Below are 14,192 nucleotides of genomic sequence, written 5' to 3' on the forward strand. Positions count from 1 at the left end.
GGGGCCCCAATAGCTTTTAAATTCGATAAATGGCTTTCAGCCAGAAGGTGCGTCCCGGTTCGTTAACCCGGGTCAACTGATCGAAACCAATAATATTGGCTCCAGAGCGACTGATATGTTCAGCGTAAGTCTCATCGAATAGGTTATCGATACCGGTAGTTACCAGTACACTTTTACTGGGTTTCCAGCCGGCATTGATGGAAACGACGTTGGCAGAGTCGGTTGCACCAATATCCTGACCAACAATATTGCCTTTGCCGATATCCACCCGGTCCTGGCTTGCGATAGCGCGCCATAAAACACCTGCTGACCACTGGGCCTGTTCATAGTAGAGTCCCAGGCGGCCCTCCAGAGGCGGCAGTTGTGCCAAGGTAGTGCCATCGGTTTCGTTGGCACCGCGAACAGATGTTACGGTGAATTCAGTGCGCCACTGCTCGTTGAGCTGATATGAGGAGTCAAACTCCAAACCCCAGGAGCGCGCCTGGATGTTTCTGACAATGGAGGTAGTGCGAATATCGGAGGAGTCCATAGTATCCATATTCATACTACCCATAGAGTCCATGCTACTCATTACTGCCGCTTTTTCGTAATCCTTCTCAATCATCAGGTAGTCATCAATCTGATTGACGAATCCGGAGACACTGGCAGAGAGTTTTTCTCCGCGATAGATATAGCCGATATCCAGCTGGGTGGTCTTTTCTGATTCGATATCCAGTGCGCTGTAGGAGTCTGCTGTCTCGTAGGAGAAAATTTCCCAATAATCGGGGAAGCGCTCAGTGTAGCCGAGCCCGGCAAAGAGTGTGGCAGAACTATTGGGGCCGCTTTCGAGACCATATTCATAGCGCAGGAAGCCGCTGCTCAATAGCTCTGAGCGAGTTTCTCCCGCAGTGGGGTTATCCACTGAGGACATCATGGATAGAGCAACTTCATCGCGAAGGTCTTTTACTTCCCAATCATCCACTCGTGCACCGGCGATCCAGCGTTGATTGGCTGCGACTTGCCAGCTGGCCTCAGAAAATAACCCCAGCTGGCTAAATTCGGCATCGGCCTCTCGCTTCATATCCCGGTAGTCCATGGTGGACTGGTTCATGGTCGAGCGGCCGGTGTGGCGATTTTCCCGGGCATCAATTCCACTGGTCAATTCCACATCGTCCATAGGCGTAAACACCAGAGCCACCTTGAAACCTGTGGTCTCACTATCGAGATTCATGACCATGGGGGTAGCGGTGCTGGATAGCTCGCGCAGGCTGTAGTTATCCATGATGTGGTCGATATAGTTGTAGTAGGCCTGGAGCTCAATTGAGTCGAGCCAGCTACTGATATTGCTGCGGACATATTTCGCTTTGTGGCTCTCACGGGCAAACTTGGAACCGTCGACTCCCCGATCTGCATAGGCAGCTTCACCATCGCTAAATGCAGTATCAAACTCGACCCGTGTATCGTCGCTGGGTGTCCAGGCCAAATTGACCTGGCTGCTCCAGCGCTCATAACTGGAATTTACCTCATTGCCATCCCCGTCTTCGTAGTCGTCCGCAGATGCCGAGGTCGAGGAGCTGCGGATAGAAAACTGCGGCGAACTATAGGAGATATCGAATAGACCATCGCGACGCTCGGCACTGGCGCCGAGCAGGCTCGCATGCATATTCCAGTCGCTTTCAGTGGGGCGCTCCTGCTGCTGATTAAATACAACTACGCCGGCGGAATTTCCCGGGCCATAGAGGACGCTCTGTGGCCCTTTAATAACTTCAATTTCGTCCATTGCCTCGGGAAAAATATAGGCTGTAGGTGGGTCCATTCGGCTGGGACAACCACCCGCCATTGTTTCTCCATCCACTACCATTCCCAGGCGCGAGCCCCCCATTCCGCGAAGCATCGGATCGCCACTGGTACCGCCTTTACGCACTACGGAAAATCCCGGAATTGTTTTCAGGTAGTCGGCGCCGTCATTGGCAGGTAATGGCTGACGGGGTTTTTTCGGGTCGGTTACCAGATTGAGGGGGAGTTCAGTCTTTACCCCAGTAACCACCATTTGTTCCATTTCACTATCTTTTAATGGTTCTGACTCTTCGGATTCTTCCGCTGCGAGATGTGCTGAAAAGGTACAGCAGGCAGCAAGTGCCAGGCTGAGAGGTTTTTTCAGAAAAATTTTTGCGTTGATGCTCTGATGCATGGTTTTCAATCCTTTTCGCTGGCGTTTCGAACACGCAGCAGTGAGCGCGCAGGCCTGAGTAATATTTGGCGCACGCGACATATCCCCACCTGAAAAAGTGGTCGTATTTTGGCAAGGCTCAAAGCGCTGAAAATGTTAAGACAGCAATGAGACTTGCGGTCCACAGCGAACTGCGGAGTGATGATGTTGGAATAAAAAAGGAATTAAACCGGGGGGGCGCGAATTAGTGGGCGGCTGTAAGCGTTAGAGATAACGCGGAAAAAAGCCGGATAAGAGGGCGGTTGAGTAAAACCGGGTAGGACTATTTCCAGTTCTGTAGTTGGTGCGCTGGCAATACTGGCAGCGGCGGAAAAATTACAATGGTTATCGGCAAATGAGTGAGCGGTAAGCGTATCGTGGTTGTGGCTTGAAGAGTGGTCGCCGTGATGATCGCTGTGAGAGTTCGCTTTGAGGGCATTGAGCAATAAAGCGCTGCGGCTATCGCCATGGCAGAGCCCATAGGGCGTTCCCGCTGCAAAATCTGCCGGCATAAAACCTGCAGGAACCAGGCCTCGCGCGCTGAGAAATACCAGCAATAGCAATAGCGCCTGCCACTGGGACAGACGGGAACAGTATTGGATGGTGCGCTTACCGCTCATAAATAAGAAGGTCTGTACTTTTCCCGGGCCCATTTTAAATACCCGGAGATGAGTAACAAGAGGTTAACGGGTGATACAGCAAAGTGCCACTGCCCCAAGTTAACTTTTGCGAACTAATACGAGGTAAATTGAGCTTTATCAGGTTTTGTCGGAATTTAATTTCTTTTCTTCAGCGCATTCTAAAAATAAATCTAACTTTGCTGGAAGCTAAAGGTTCCAGGAGGTAGCGCGCTCAATAAGAGATTCCCGGGATTGGGGAGAGTTCCCGGACAGCCCTGGATTATTGCGGGTAGTGGGAAGGTTATAGAGAAGGTTTAAATAGTGGGGGCTCGGAGAGTCCCCACTCGGTGAATTTGACGATTCAGATTCTGCCGCTGCGCTTTAGGCGCCAATAGGCCTCTACCAGAGACTGGTGCAAAAGCTCCGGCCTCGAGTCAACCACTATGACATTGTGTGCCTGCAAATGCTGAAGTAATTGCTCTCGGCGGCGCAGGAAGTCCCTCGCTGCTGCACTGTTTATTGCACTATCAAAGCTCTGAATCGGCTGTTGCAGCAATTTGTCCACAGAAGTCTCCCGCAGACTGGCAATCATCACCAGGTGATTGCGCGACAGCAATTTGACTGCGGCTAGGAGTTCATCACTATCTTCATCGCGCAAGTTGGTAATCAGGATTACCAGGGCACGGCGCTTGTGATGGGCCATCAGCTGTTGTGCGGCGCTAGTGTAATCTGCGCTACTGGTGCCAGAGTGGAGGTCGTAGACATTATTCAACAGTAGGTTGATTGCACTTTCGCCTTTTACTGGAGGCAGCTGTCCACCACTGCTCTCCTGTGCCGCAGCAAATGCCTGCAAGCCGACCGCGTCCCCCTGTTTGATGGCGACATAAGCTGAAAGCAGCAAGCCATTGAGTGCGTGGTCAAAGTGACTCAGCTCGCCGTCTTTAGCGCGCATTCGGCGGCCGCAATCCAGCATATAAATAATTTCCTGGTCGCGCTCGTCCTGGTATTCACGGCTGATCAGTTTGCGCAGCCGTGAACTTGCGCGCCAATCCACTTGTCGCTGGCTGTCTCCCTGGCGGTATTCCCGCAGCTGGCGGAAGTCCATGCCCTCACCGCGACGCTGCTGCTGGTGCAATCCCATCAGGCGCAGGCTCTGTTCGGTGGAGAGAGACTGCAGCGAGGAGATACCGAGAAAATTGGGGTAGACCTTGACGGTCTGCTCCTGTCCCAACCATACCCTTGTCTGCCAGAGTCCCCAGGGGGAGTTGGCCAGTACCTCGATTCGCCCAAAAGAGGCGCTGCCGCGGCGACGGGGTACCAGGTCGTACTCGATGGTGATTTCCTGGTCCGGGTTAAGTTGTGCGGAGCGCGGCAGCCCTGTCGATCCCAGTTGCTGTGGGATTGAGTCGGAAACCTGGAGTAATAGTGGGCGTGGGCCGGTATTGTGAAGTTTTAGCCGCGCAGTATTGCGTACGCCCAGGGCCAGGTTGCCGGGCAATCGCCGCAGCCCCTGCAGACCGGTTACACGGTAACCGGTGAGATAGTCCAGCAGGGTGGCGCTGATTAACAGGGCACTCGCTCCCCACCAAAGGTTGCCGATAAATGAGCTGGCTTGCGGAAACCAAATTCGCGCTGCTGTAATTGCCAGAGCCGCCAGGCACCAGTAGCCGAGCAGTTTGACCAGGCGCGGACTCGGGCCGGTGCGACCGCTTTGCGCTGGTGCTGCCTGTTGCTCTGTTGCAGCTACAGTCTGTGTCACAGTCGCGGCGCCTCAACACTGTCGATAATCATTGCCAGCGCCGTGTCAGCAGTTTCACCGTCAATTTCCATATCTGGAGATAGGCCGATACGGTGGCGCATTACCGGGATGGCCATGGCCTTGATATCATCCGGCAGTACAAATTCCCGTCCCTGTAACAGCGCATTGGCGCGGGCTGCCTGCAGCAGGCCGATACTGGCGCGCGGGCCGGCGGGGCTGCGCAGCTGCGGTGATTGGCGGGTGGCGCGCACCAGCCGCACGGCGTAATTCAATACCTGTTCGTCCAATCCGACCTGGGGCACCAGGGCCTGAAGTTGTTGCAATCCCTCGACAGTAATTTCCCCGGCCAGCTTTTCCTGCAGGCTGCGCTCAATTCGGCCACTGCTGGCGGCGGCGGCCAATTTCAGTTCCGCTTCGAGGCTGGGGTAATCGATGAGGACTTTCAGCAGGAATCGGTCCAGTTCCGCCTCTGGCAGCGGGTAGGTACCTTCCTGCTCGATGGGGTTTTGAGTGGCGAGTACCATAAATGGACTGGGTACTTTCAGTGCCTGGCCGTCGATAGTGACCTGCTTCTCCTGCATCACCTCCAGCAGGGCGGCCTGGGTTTTGGCGGGGGCGCGGTTGATTTCATCCGCCAGCAGCAGGTTGGTAAATACCGGCCCGCGACGCACCTCAAAGCGGCTCTCTCCCATGTTGTACATGGCGTGGCCGGTAACGTCGGCGGGCATCAAATCCGGGGTAAACTGGATGCGGCGGAAATTGCCGCCAAAGCAGTTGGCCAGGGTGCGCACCAGAAGGGTTTTGCCGAGTCCGGGTACACCTTCGAGCAGTACGTGGCCAGAAGCCAGCAGAGCTACGAGTACCTGGTCAACCACCTGCTCCTGGCCAATCAGCAACCGGTTGATATTGTTGCGCAGTATCTGAAGTTTGGCGGACGCAGCCTGCCAGTCAGGTGACGGGCCCGTGGTTTGTTGTTCTGGTTGAAGGGTGGTCTCGTTCATAGGACTGCCTCAATTCGCTGCAGATTACGCATGTGTTCAGTAAATGTTTCTTCGGTTGTTGGGGGCTTGCCCCACAAGGTTTCAACTATTAGCCGTTCATCCATACCGGTGGAGGCACAGAGCTTGTCGCACAGTTTGCGTTTTTTAGTGGCGTTGATATGGGTGGCGCCAAGACGACGTAGAAGTTCTTCCCGATGGCCGCGCAGCAGGGTTTCCCCCTGGTCGTCCTGCCAGTAGTAATGGCCGCAGGCGGATATATGTTCTAGCAGAGAACGGCGGGACACTTCTGGCTCCGGCTGCAAGGGGCCGAAGCGGCGCCCGTGTAGTAATAGCCAAGCGAGTAAGGCCAGTGCGCCGGCGAGAAAAAACTCTGCAGCGTATTGACGAGCAACCTTAGAAAGGGTTTCAAAGCGGGGGCGGGTGAGAAAGACAAACTCTCCTTCGCCGGCCAGCAATTGTAAGAAATAGGCGTGATCGAAGTGGCCAATACGCTGGGACTGCCACAGGGTGCTGTCAGTCATCAGGGTAATCACACCATTGCCGCGCTCGAACTGCATAAACGGTACGCCGACATCGCCGCGTCGTACTTTTGCCCAGAAGACAGGTCCATCGGTGATAGTCTCGTCATTAAACGAAGGGTGGTAGAGCAGGTGGCTGGCATCGAGGTATAGCTGTATTTCGCTGCCGCCCTCAACAGGCAGGGTTACCAGATCCTCTTCTGACACATCGGGGTTGCGAGGTTCCTCTTGTTCCTTCGGCTCATCTTCCGTTTCGCCTTCGTCCAGTTTGCGATTGTGCTCCCGCATGGCATCAGCGGGGCTCTGCTCAGGCTCGAGTACGGCATCCTCCCCGAGCAGTTGCTCCAGGGTTTCTTGCAGTTCGAACTTACTGTGTCCCTCTTGGATAGAGACGTCCATGGACTCAAGTAGCCAATCGCGGTTTTCACTGCGCCCGGAGTCGCTGTCGAAGTTGCCGGTATAGGCTACAACGATGGCGTGGCCACCGCGCTCGACCCACTCTAGAAGTTCTTGGGCCTTGGTGGGGTTATAGACCTGGCTGGAGCTGTTGATAAACAGGGTGGCATCGGAGGAAAGGCCTTGGAGTACAGATATATTATCTGCCTGATGCGGCGCCAGTTGGATATCGGTGAGGTATCTTTCTGCTGCCAGGTAGGGATTTCGTCTGGCTTCCATGCTCCAGCCGCTGTCGATCTCCTTGGAGTAGCGCTCGTAGAAAGTGAGGAATAGCCATACAAGTGCCACGCCACTTATGACCAGGGCTGCCAACAGAATTCTCTTAGCGGTCATTGCCAAATTCCTCCTGCCATTGGCTACAAAGTGAGCTTACCTGAGCCTCTTTTGGCGGCCGGTGGGCATAGGCAAGCTGCTGCCAGTTTGCAGTAAGCTCTTGTACAAATTGACTCAGGGCGGGACTTACTGGGCGCTGTACTTCATTCGGCTCCTGTTGCCTTACTTGTACCAGCTGTGCGCATTCACTTTCGGTAAGGTGATCGCCAAAATAAAACTCGAAGTCTTCAATCAGGTGAGAGAGGGTGGCGCGGTACAATAGTCCCAAACTGGCTCGCTTGTCTCCCTCTGTCCACAGGCGCATGACCTCCGCGCAAACGTCATCGGGCAGACTCGATTGGCGTACATCCAGGCCGAATAGGGTTTCGGGGACGGGCTGCTTTTTCTTTGGCTTAGGCTGCCATTTCAAGCTCTGAAGAATTTTATCGTGATGTCTCCAAAGCAGATAGCCCAGGCCGAATACCAAGCCAATCCAAAGCAGCAGCTCCAGGATTTTCGCAATTGTTGGGCCCCATTTAACTTCATCGTCAACTTCAGGCGTATCTTTAGAGTTCTCAAAAAGCCATTCGATAAAGTTAATTAACCACTCGGGGAACTTTTCTTTGACGGCTTCTGTTTCAGATTTGTCTTTTTTGCGCCAACCACTGATCTCTTTCATTTGATGAAATTCATCGCCAGCGAGGATTTCGTCAATATGCTCTTGGGCCTGCTGCGGGGTTTCCAAAGATGCGGCGCTGGCGGGGGGCGCTGGAATTAATGAGCCAAAGGTGAGCCCGCAGATCAGGATTAGCGCAGCAGTGCTTGGTTTTCTTCTGCGGTGGGACTCCTGTTCACGCTGCTGGCGTTCCAGCAGGTCCCGAAACTGGATTTCTATATCCCAGCCTTCCAACTCAATACGACGGCCAATATAAAGGCAAAATCCGCTAACGATATAGAAGGGGGCTACTGCTGCCATAACAAACAGGTAGAGTCCGTTATATATCCATTCCAGCCATTGAGTATCCCCTTGGAGCAGAGGGATCCAATCGATCCCATCGGAATACTGTTCAGGGATAAACAGAAATGCCATCACACTTAATGCGGCAAGTAGAAATATCTCAATATGGTAAAGCGTTAGTGTTAGCCAGGTGGCGGCCCCAGAGTGTTTGCGGTGCAGTACCCCAAGGCGCGAGGTACGGGCCTTACCTGTGGATTGCTCCAGCACGGTGACTGGCATATCGAAAGAGCGTGTGGGGCTCAGCCGACGGAGGGTAAGCCACATAAACCAGTCGCGACGATTCTGGCTAAAGAAATGCTTCAATGCCTCACCAATGGATACCGGTGAGCCAAATAATGCGCGGCTGATCATAAACAGGGGCAGCCGATCAAATACGGGTTTCAGCCACCAAATAAATAAGATGGAGAGCGTTGGTGACTCTGGAAACAGCCAATAACACAAAGCAAATAGCGGTGCTGCAGGCAACAGGTAGACTATAAAAAGTTGCCACCAGTACTTTCGTGCCAGGGCGATACCGAGATCGACAGACTCCCAGGGAGAGCGCAAGCGGGCTCGCACGGCCAGATTCTTAATTTGCATGAGTTGCGCCCTCCCTGCGTCCCGCCAGGATAAAGTACGCAAAGACCAGTACCCAAAACAGGGCGCCTACCCCGAGCTTGATCGCAATCGGTGTGCTGGCACTGGAGGACCAGAAGGCTTCAAGGAAAGCGGCAATCACCAGCATCAGGAAAGTGCCGTACATAATCTTCATTGCTTCGACAGCGGCCAGGCGCAGTGCGACCGTGCGTCGGTGTTGGCCCGGATCCACTAGAGAGCGTCCCAATATCAGGCCCGCTGCTCCCGTCAGTACTATGGCGGTCAACTCAAAGGCGCCGTGGCCAATCACAAATGGGTAGAAGGTGGAGACAAAGCCCACCCGGGTGATATGCCCAAACGCTGCGCCAATATAGATGCCGTTAAACACCAGGAAGAAAATTGAGCCCAGGCCAAACAGTACACCGCCGGCAAAGGTGCGAAAGGCGATGCCAATATTGTTTTTGATATAAAAACCGAACATGAACAGGTCGGTATCAGAGCCGCGCTCGCGGCCCAGTACCCGGTTGCCCGGATCATACATGGATTCAAAACCCATAACCTGTTCCGGTGACATTACTGCGTACACCAGGGCATCGTTGTTGTAAGTGCCGACTCCCAGGATCAGGCCAGGTATTAAAAACAAAGCGGATGCCAGCAGTACTGCGCGGCTATTAGCGCGCACGGCTTGGGGAAAACCTGCCAACAAATAGTGCAACCATCCCTTGCGGCGCAAGGTTTCCTGGCGGTAGACACGGTGATGTGCCGCCATAACCAGCTGGTTGAGGTGGTCTATCAGGCGGTTGGTATATTGCCGCTCCTTAGCCATTGCCAGCTGCTGGCAAAGGTTGCGGTAGGCGACGGGTAGGTCCAGGGCCGCAACTTCGGACTTGTTCCGATCCGCTTTCAGCCAGGCTTCTAATTGCTCCCAGCTGTCGCGGTAGCGATTCTCAAAGTCTCTCTGCTTCATAGGTACCTCTGCCTATCCCCTGCCACCGAGTAGCCAACTGCCCACGGAGCGCAGGTAGCTCAAGGCATCGCTGTCCCTTTTCCGAGTAATCGGTTCGAGCAGATTGGCGAGCTCTTGCTGACGCGCTTCGCTTAAATCCTGGTGGCGCTCCAAAAGGCTAACCAGTGCCTGTTGGTCTTGCTGGCGAAGGTTTTGTGGTGGTGGGAGCGGGGTTGTATCCGGCAGGGCAACAGGTGCCTTTTCCTCTTCGCGATAGACCACCAGGGTGGCTGCTGCCAGGTCGCCAAGGCGCTGGAAGTGACGCCCCAGTGTCATGCTTATTACGCCAGTGGCGTAGGCAAATGGCATAAAATCCGCAAAGCGTAGCAGGTTGCGAACGATGGATGCTCCCCAGGATACCGGCGTAAGGTTGTCGTTGACCACCATTAGGCCAAAGGCCTTTTTGCCCGGTGTCTGGCCGTTCCGCAAAACTTCAAAAAACACCGGGTAAAACCACTCGAGAAGAAAGGCGCAGACGAGCCAGATACCCGCACCGGCAAAGCCGGCAAATAGCAACGCAAAGCCGATCGCAGCCAATATCAATGATCGATAAAACACATCCACTGCATACGCAAGGATACGTGGCACGGGTCCAGCGGCCCGCGCGCGCAAATCAATCCCCTCGGGTGTTTCGACGTTATAGGTGGTATCCAGCAAGCCACCGCTCCTGTTTGGTAGAACCGATTATGTGTTTTGAGTGGGGGCGCCGAAGACCTGACGGTAAGCAACGCCGTAAGTCGCAAAAATCCAGGGAAGGGCGAATATTAATCCTATGAGGAATAGAAGGCTGCCTGCAACGTAAATGACCATCATTACCAGCAAAAGGCCAAAAAAGGCGAACCAGTTTTTGGTGATGGCTTTACGTGAAGCCTCCATAGCCTGCCAGGGACCCAGGTTGTGATCTACGATAAGCGGCAGGGCCATCATATAGGCGACTGAAAGATAGATACCGGGAATAAGTAACAGGTAAAAGCCAATCGAAACGAGGAAATATAATAAAAACATTGCCAGGCCAAGGGGCACGATTTTATCGAAATAGGAGAATACCTCGGTGGCGCTGGTTTTTTCTCCTCTGGCAATCTTTATACTTACCATCATAGAACCTGCCATAAGAGGGGCAACGATCACTATTACGGCGATAGGCGCTAAGATGACTAGGAATAGCATGCCTGATAAACCAGCAGCCGATGATATAGAACCCCACATTAATGCCGCTAGGATGAGCATTATTGCGGATGCGCCCAGTGCGTAAAGAATAAAACTAAGCCATATAGTTCCCATATTGCTTAGTGATAATTGCCACCCTTCACTGAGGGCTTCACCGAGAGAAAACGAATAGTCCCCTGCAATCCCCTTCTCTACAGAGCCGAATTCCTCCATTTCCCGCGTACTCGCCAAATCGGCTTTTGGTGCCGTATAGATGTCACTCATCCTGTTAGCTGTCCTTATTGAGATTTAGATTATTAATGGGGTGCAGAGTCTTGGGAGGGAAATATCTCATAGGCAGGAGTGGCGAACAATGCCACGCCAATACATTGGCAAATTAGGTGATACATCTTTCTCAGCATAAAATCCCCGGGGAGTGACTAAGGAATAGAATTGATGAAAAAAATACTGTGGATGAGCGGCCTGGTTTTGGTGTTGATTACCGCTGGGTATGTCGCCTTGCCGTTTTATTCCATCGAGCAATTGCAGCGTGCGGCGAAAATGGCTAAATCCGATCAGCCGCAGGTTAGAGCTGAGAGTATCGACACGTTAGAGCGCTATGTCGATTTTCCTGTTTTACGTGACAATTTAAAGATCCGCTTACAGCAGCAACTTAGGAATTCTCTAAGTAACTCTATTCCTCAGGAATTTGATGAATTACTCAGTGCTGGTGCAAATTTCTTTATGGATCCACTTTTACAACAGTTTATTACTCCTGAGGGCATTGCCGACCTTCTTCGTGGGGGAGAGGATCTGGAGGCATTTCAGCGGGAAATTTATCGACAGGGTGGTGAAACACCGGATATTTCCGAGAATGAGACTTCTGCAGCGGAAGAGAATGAAGATTCCTGGCAGCGCATGGGCTGGCATTTTACCGACCTCAATCATCTGAGTGTTGAATATGGTGAGCATGGTCGGCCTGAATTGCGCATGTTGATGCAACGCAATGGTCTGCGCTGGCAGCTGGTGGACATTCAGCTAATTGGTGATAGAAGTGGAGAGAGTCAGGAATGGAGATAGAAAATTCAGTCAACGTCTTTGGTGATCCACTGGTGCCTTGTAGCCTGGACCCGAAGACAGGCTTCTTTCGCGATGGCTGCTGTAACACCTGTAAAGAGGATCTCGGTTCTCACACCGTCTGCGTTGCCGTGACTGATAAGTTCCTGGAGTTTTCCCGCAGTCGCGGCAATGATTTGAGCACACCGGTAGAGGAGTTTAATTTTCCCGGTTTAAAGGAAGGGGATCGTTGGTGTCTCTGTGCCGCGCGCTGGCTTGAAGCGGAGAAATTGGATATGGCACCCCGGGTATTTTTACAGAGTACACATGTGAAGGCGCTGGAAATTATTCCTATGCAAACATTGCGTCGCTATGCGCTGGATTTGCTTTAGTTGATTGGGTGGATCAGCTTCTTGCCCACCTATTAACGCCCTTCAAATGGCGGCACGTCCCTGTGTCGCCACGCTACAAACAAGATAGCTATCGGAACTTAAGAAGGCAGGAAGTCGATTGAGTAGTTCTTGGTAGTACTCTCAACGTTGGCAGAACCAAAATTGATCATGCGGATTCTCGCCAGCAACTTGCGTTCAAGTGCCGGGTTATTGAGCTCGCTCTCTACCAGTTTGATCGACGCGATAGCACCATTCGGTGCGATCACCAACTGTACGGTGAGTCTTCCCTGCAGAGTTGGGTCCCTGCGCAGCGCGCGATTATAGATTCCAATAATGGCCTCTTTATTGGCTTCCATAACACTGCGAATGGAATCGTCGGTACGTATGGATTTTTGCCCTCGGGCCTTGGCCACCGCTTCTTTGGCTGAACCCGTTGCCTGGGTACTTTGTACTCGGGTGTTCTCACGTCCGGCCAGTGAGACACCACCGGTATCCCGACTTACTCTACCGGCGGCAACGCCGCCACTGGAGGCTTTTGACTTATCCGCGATCATACTGCGTTCTATTTTAGTGGCAGTAGCATTCCCCGAGCTGAGCTGGCCCCGGCTAATATCCGATGTATTAAAACTCTCGCGCATATCCAGCAGATCATCGGCGAGTGCATTCAGACCGCTATTGGCCGCTTTCTCCCGGGCCTGCTGTACCTTGGCAACCGGGGGATTTTCAACCTTGCGCGGCTTCTCCACAGGCTTGGGCTTGTCGGGTGTTTCCGCTTTCTTTTTGGGTTTCTCTTCGGGCTTTTTCTTTTCCTCGGGCTTCTTTTGCTCTTTGGGTTTCGGCTTTGGCTTGGGTTTTGGCAATTCCTTTTTTTCCAGAATCACTTTGGCCAGCTGTGGTGGCACCCTTTCGGCCTGTTCCCGGGTGAGTTCGGGTACTGGCGCCAGTGCAACGGCAATGCCACTGATGGCCAGGGCTATCAGGCCACCGCGCAGCAATTTGATAAAGCGCTGATCCTCCTCTCTTGAGGCGGACCAGGGAAGCACTGTTTCCTGTAGTTGCCAGGGGGCGTAACTAATGGTTGCTGTACTCATATCAGGATTCCACCCCCGAGGGATCTTCCGGCGCTGTTTGTTCTACGGCGAAAGACATATCGCGGAAGTCTGCGGCTGCGCAGGTGTGCATGATCTGCTTCAGCAACTCATAGGGAACTTGTTCATCACCTAAAATAGTCACTGCTCGGCCCAGAGTTTTCTGGGCTTCGCTCAGCTCTCCCGCTCGTTCAGCACGGTATTTAAGCTCTGTTACCAGGGCTTCAATATTCTCTGCGCTGGGATCGATGTCATCGATGCTGGCGATAAATCGGTCCCCGACAAACAGCTGTTTATTGTTGACCCGCACTACAGTAGTCACCTCGGGTTTCTGTTGTGAGGTGGACTTGGGCAGTTTTATGGTTTTATCAGTCTGCAGAACCTGAACATCACTGGTTGAGTTCACCAGAAGGAAAAATACCAGGATGGTGAAGATATCCATCAGTGATACCAGGTTCAGTTTTGACTGCTGCTTTTTTTGCCTTTGCCTGCGCTCTTGCAGTTTTGCGGCTGCATTTATCTTCATAGTTTGGCCCCGCTATTTTGTCTGCTCCGGTGCATCGCCGAGAGATATCTGGGGGAACAGTTCTGCATCAACAACAGATGCGGCCACTACAGCCCGGTAGCTGCGTGCAGTATCCATGGCGGTGACCAGAGTTTTGTAAGGCGTTCCCTTTTCTGACAGGATCACCAGATCATCTTTGTCGATAGATTTTTCTCGCAACTGCCGTTTTATCTGCTGTAAAACGATAGATATCGTGGCGAAATCCGGTGAGTTTTCTTCGTGTGGGATGCGTTTAACCCGCTGCCCAGCGGGATAATTGATATCGACATACTGCGTGCGCAAAACGAGTTCGAGCTGGCGGTTTTCCTCCACACTGCTGGAACTTCCATCGCTGATACCCGGCAGGTTCAGCTTGAGCACGGAGATATGGGAAAACACCATATTTAGCAGTAGCACAGGAACCAAAATGGTCATCAAACTCATAAACGAGGTGATATCGAGTTCCGCTTCCTCATATCCACGCCGGCGAATATTTATGTTCAGCATGGCGG

The 14,192-nt window shown here is 52.9% G+C and carries 14 protein-coding genes; 2 read left to right on the forward strand and 12 right to left on the reverse strand.

Annotated features, from left to right (window positions below):
* Nucleotides 1–16 precede the first annotated feature (16 nt).
* From ACJJIZ_RS03820 to ACJJIZ_RS03860, 9 genes are all read right to left on the reverse strand, one after another.
* Nucleotides 17–2,251 (reverse strand): TonB-dependent copper receptor, encoded by a 2,235-nt coding sequence (locus ACJJIZ_RS03820; RefSeq protein ID WP_444915251.1) that lies wholly within the window; start codon nucleotides 2,249–2,251, stop codon nucleotides 17–19.
* A gap of 122 nt (nucleotides 2,252–2,373) precedes the next feature.
* Complete coding sequence (locus ACJJIZ_RS03825) at nucleotides 2,374–2,841, reverse strand: hypothetical protein (RefSeq protein WP_444906953.1); 468 nt, start codon at nucleotides 2,839–2,841, stop codon at nucleotides 2,374–2,376.
* Between the two features lie 328 nt (nucleotides 2,842–3,169).
* Complete coding sequence (locus ACJJIZ_RS03830; RefSeq protein ID WP_444915252.1) at nucleotides 3,170–4,567, reverse strand: DUF58 domain-containing protein; 1,398 nt, start codon at nucleotides 4,565–4,567, stop codon at nucleotides 3,170–3,172.
* Entirely contained in the window at nucleotides 4,564–5,568 is a 1,005-nt protein-coding gene (locus ACJJIZ_RS03835) for an AAA family ATPase (protein WP_444895787.1), read from the reverse strand. Before ACJJIZ_RS03835 ends, ACJJIZ_RS03830 begins: the two co-directional genes overlap by 4 nt.
* Nucleotides 5,565–6,875 carry a DUF4350 domain-containing protein gene (locus ACJJIZ_RS03840; RefSeq protein WP_444915253.1) on the reverse strand — a complete coding sequence of 437 codons (1,311 nt, stop codon included), beginning with the start codon at nucleotides 6,873–6,875 and terminating at the stop codon, nucleotides 5,565–5,567. The genes ACJJIZ_RS03835 and ACJJIZ_RS03840 overlap by 4 nt, the downstream gene beginning before the upstream one ends.
* On the reverse strand, nucleotides 6,865–8,451 hold the full coding sequence (locus ACJJIZ_RS03845) for a DUF4129 domain-containing protein (RefSeq protein WP_444906956.1): 1,587 nt from the start codon (nucleotides 8,449–8,451) through the stop codon (nucleotides 6,865–6,867). The genes ACJJIZ_RS03840 and ACJJIZ_RS03845 overlap by 11 nt, the downstream gene beginning before the upstream one ends.
* Nucleotides 8,441–9,415, reverse strand: a complete 975-nt coding sequence (locus ACJJIZ_RS03850) for a stage II sporulation protein M (protein ID WP_444915254.1) — start codon at nucleotides 9,413–9,415, stop codon at nucleotides 8,441–8,443. The genes ACJJIZ_RS03845 and ACJJIZ_RS03850 overlap by 11 nt, the downstream gene beginning before the upstream one ends.
* Nucleotides 9,416–9,427: 12 nt before the next feature.
* Nucleotides 9,428–10,111 carry an RDD family protein gene (locus tag ACJJIZ_RS03855; protein WP_444895790.1) on the reverse strand — a complete coding sequence of 228 codons (684 nt, stop codon included), beginning with the start codon at nucleotides 10,109–10,111 and terminating at the stop codon, nucleotides 9,428–9,430.
* 27 nt (nucleotides 10,112–10,138) lie between these two features.
* Complete coding sequence (locus ACJJIZ_RS03860; RefSeq protein ID WP_444915255.1) at nucleotides 10,139–10,834, reverse strand: DUF2189 domain-containing protein; 696 nt, start codon at nucleotides 10,832–10,834, stop codon at nucleotides 10,139–10,141.
* A gap of 222 nt (nucleotides 10,835–11,056) precedes the next feature.
* Between ACJJIZ_RS03860 and ACJJIZ_RS03865 the strand changes: the two genes are divergently transcribed.
* Nucleotides 11,057–11,680: a DUF2939 domain-containing protein gene (locus tag ACJJIZ_RS03865; protein WP_413663689.1), complete on the forward strand. Its 624-nt coding sequence runs from the start codon at nucleotides 11,057–11,059 to the stop codon at nucleotides 11,678–11,680.
* A complete protein-coding gene (locus ACJJIZ_RS03870; RefSeq protein ID WP_413663688.1) occupies nucleotides 11,671–12,048 on the forward strand; it encodes a DUF2237 family protein in 378 nt (125 codons plus the stop codon). The genes ACJJIZ_RS03865 and ACJJIZ_RS03870 overlap by 10 nt, the downstream gene beginning before the upstream one ends.
* A 98-nt stretch (nucleotides 12,049–12,146) precedes the next feature.
* On the opposite strand, the gene ACJJIZ_RS03875 is transcribed toward ACJJIZ_RS03870, so the two are convergent.
* The 3 genes from ACJJIZ_RS03875 to ACJJIZ_RS03885 are packed head-to-tail and all read right to left on the reverse strand — an operon-like array spanning nucleotide 12,147 to nucleotide 14,187.
* Nucleotides 12,147–13,139, reverse strand: a complete 993-nt coding sequence (locus ACJJIZ_RS03875; protein WP_413663687.1) for an AgmX/PglI C-terminal domain-containing protein — start codon at nucleotides 13,137–13,139, stop codon at nucleotides 12,147–12,149.
* A gap of 1 nt (nucleotide 13,140) precedes the next feature.
* Entirely contained in the window at nucleotides 13,141–13,662 is a 522-nt protein-coding gene (locus ACJJIZ_RS03880) for an ExbD/TolR family protein (protein WP_413663686.1), read from the reverse strand.
* A 12-nt stretch (nucleotides 13,663–13,674) separates the two neighbouring features.
* Entirely contained in the window at nucleotides 13,675–14,187 is a 513-nt protein-coding gene (locus ACJJIZ_RS03885; RefSeq protein ID WP_444915256.1) for a biopolymer transporter ExbD, read from the reverse strand.
* Nucleotides 14,188–14,192 lie beyond the last annotated feature (5 nt).

The sequence above is a fragment of the Microbulbifer maximicatervae (SeqCode) genome (assembly GCF_052467225.1).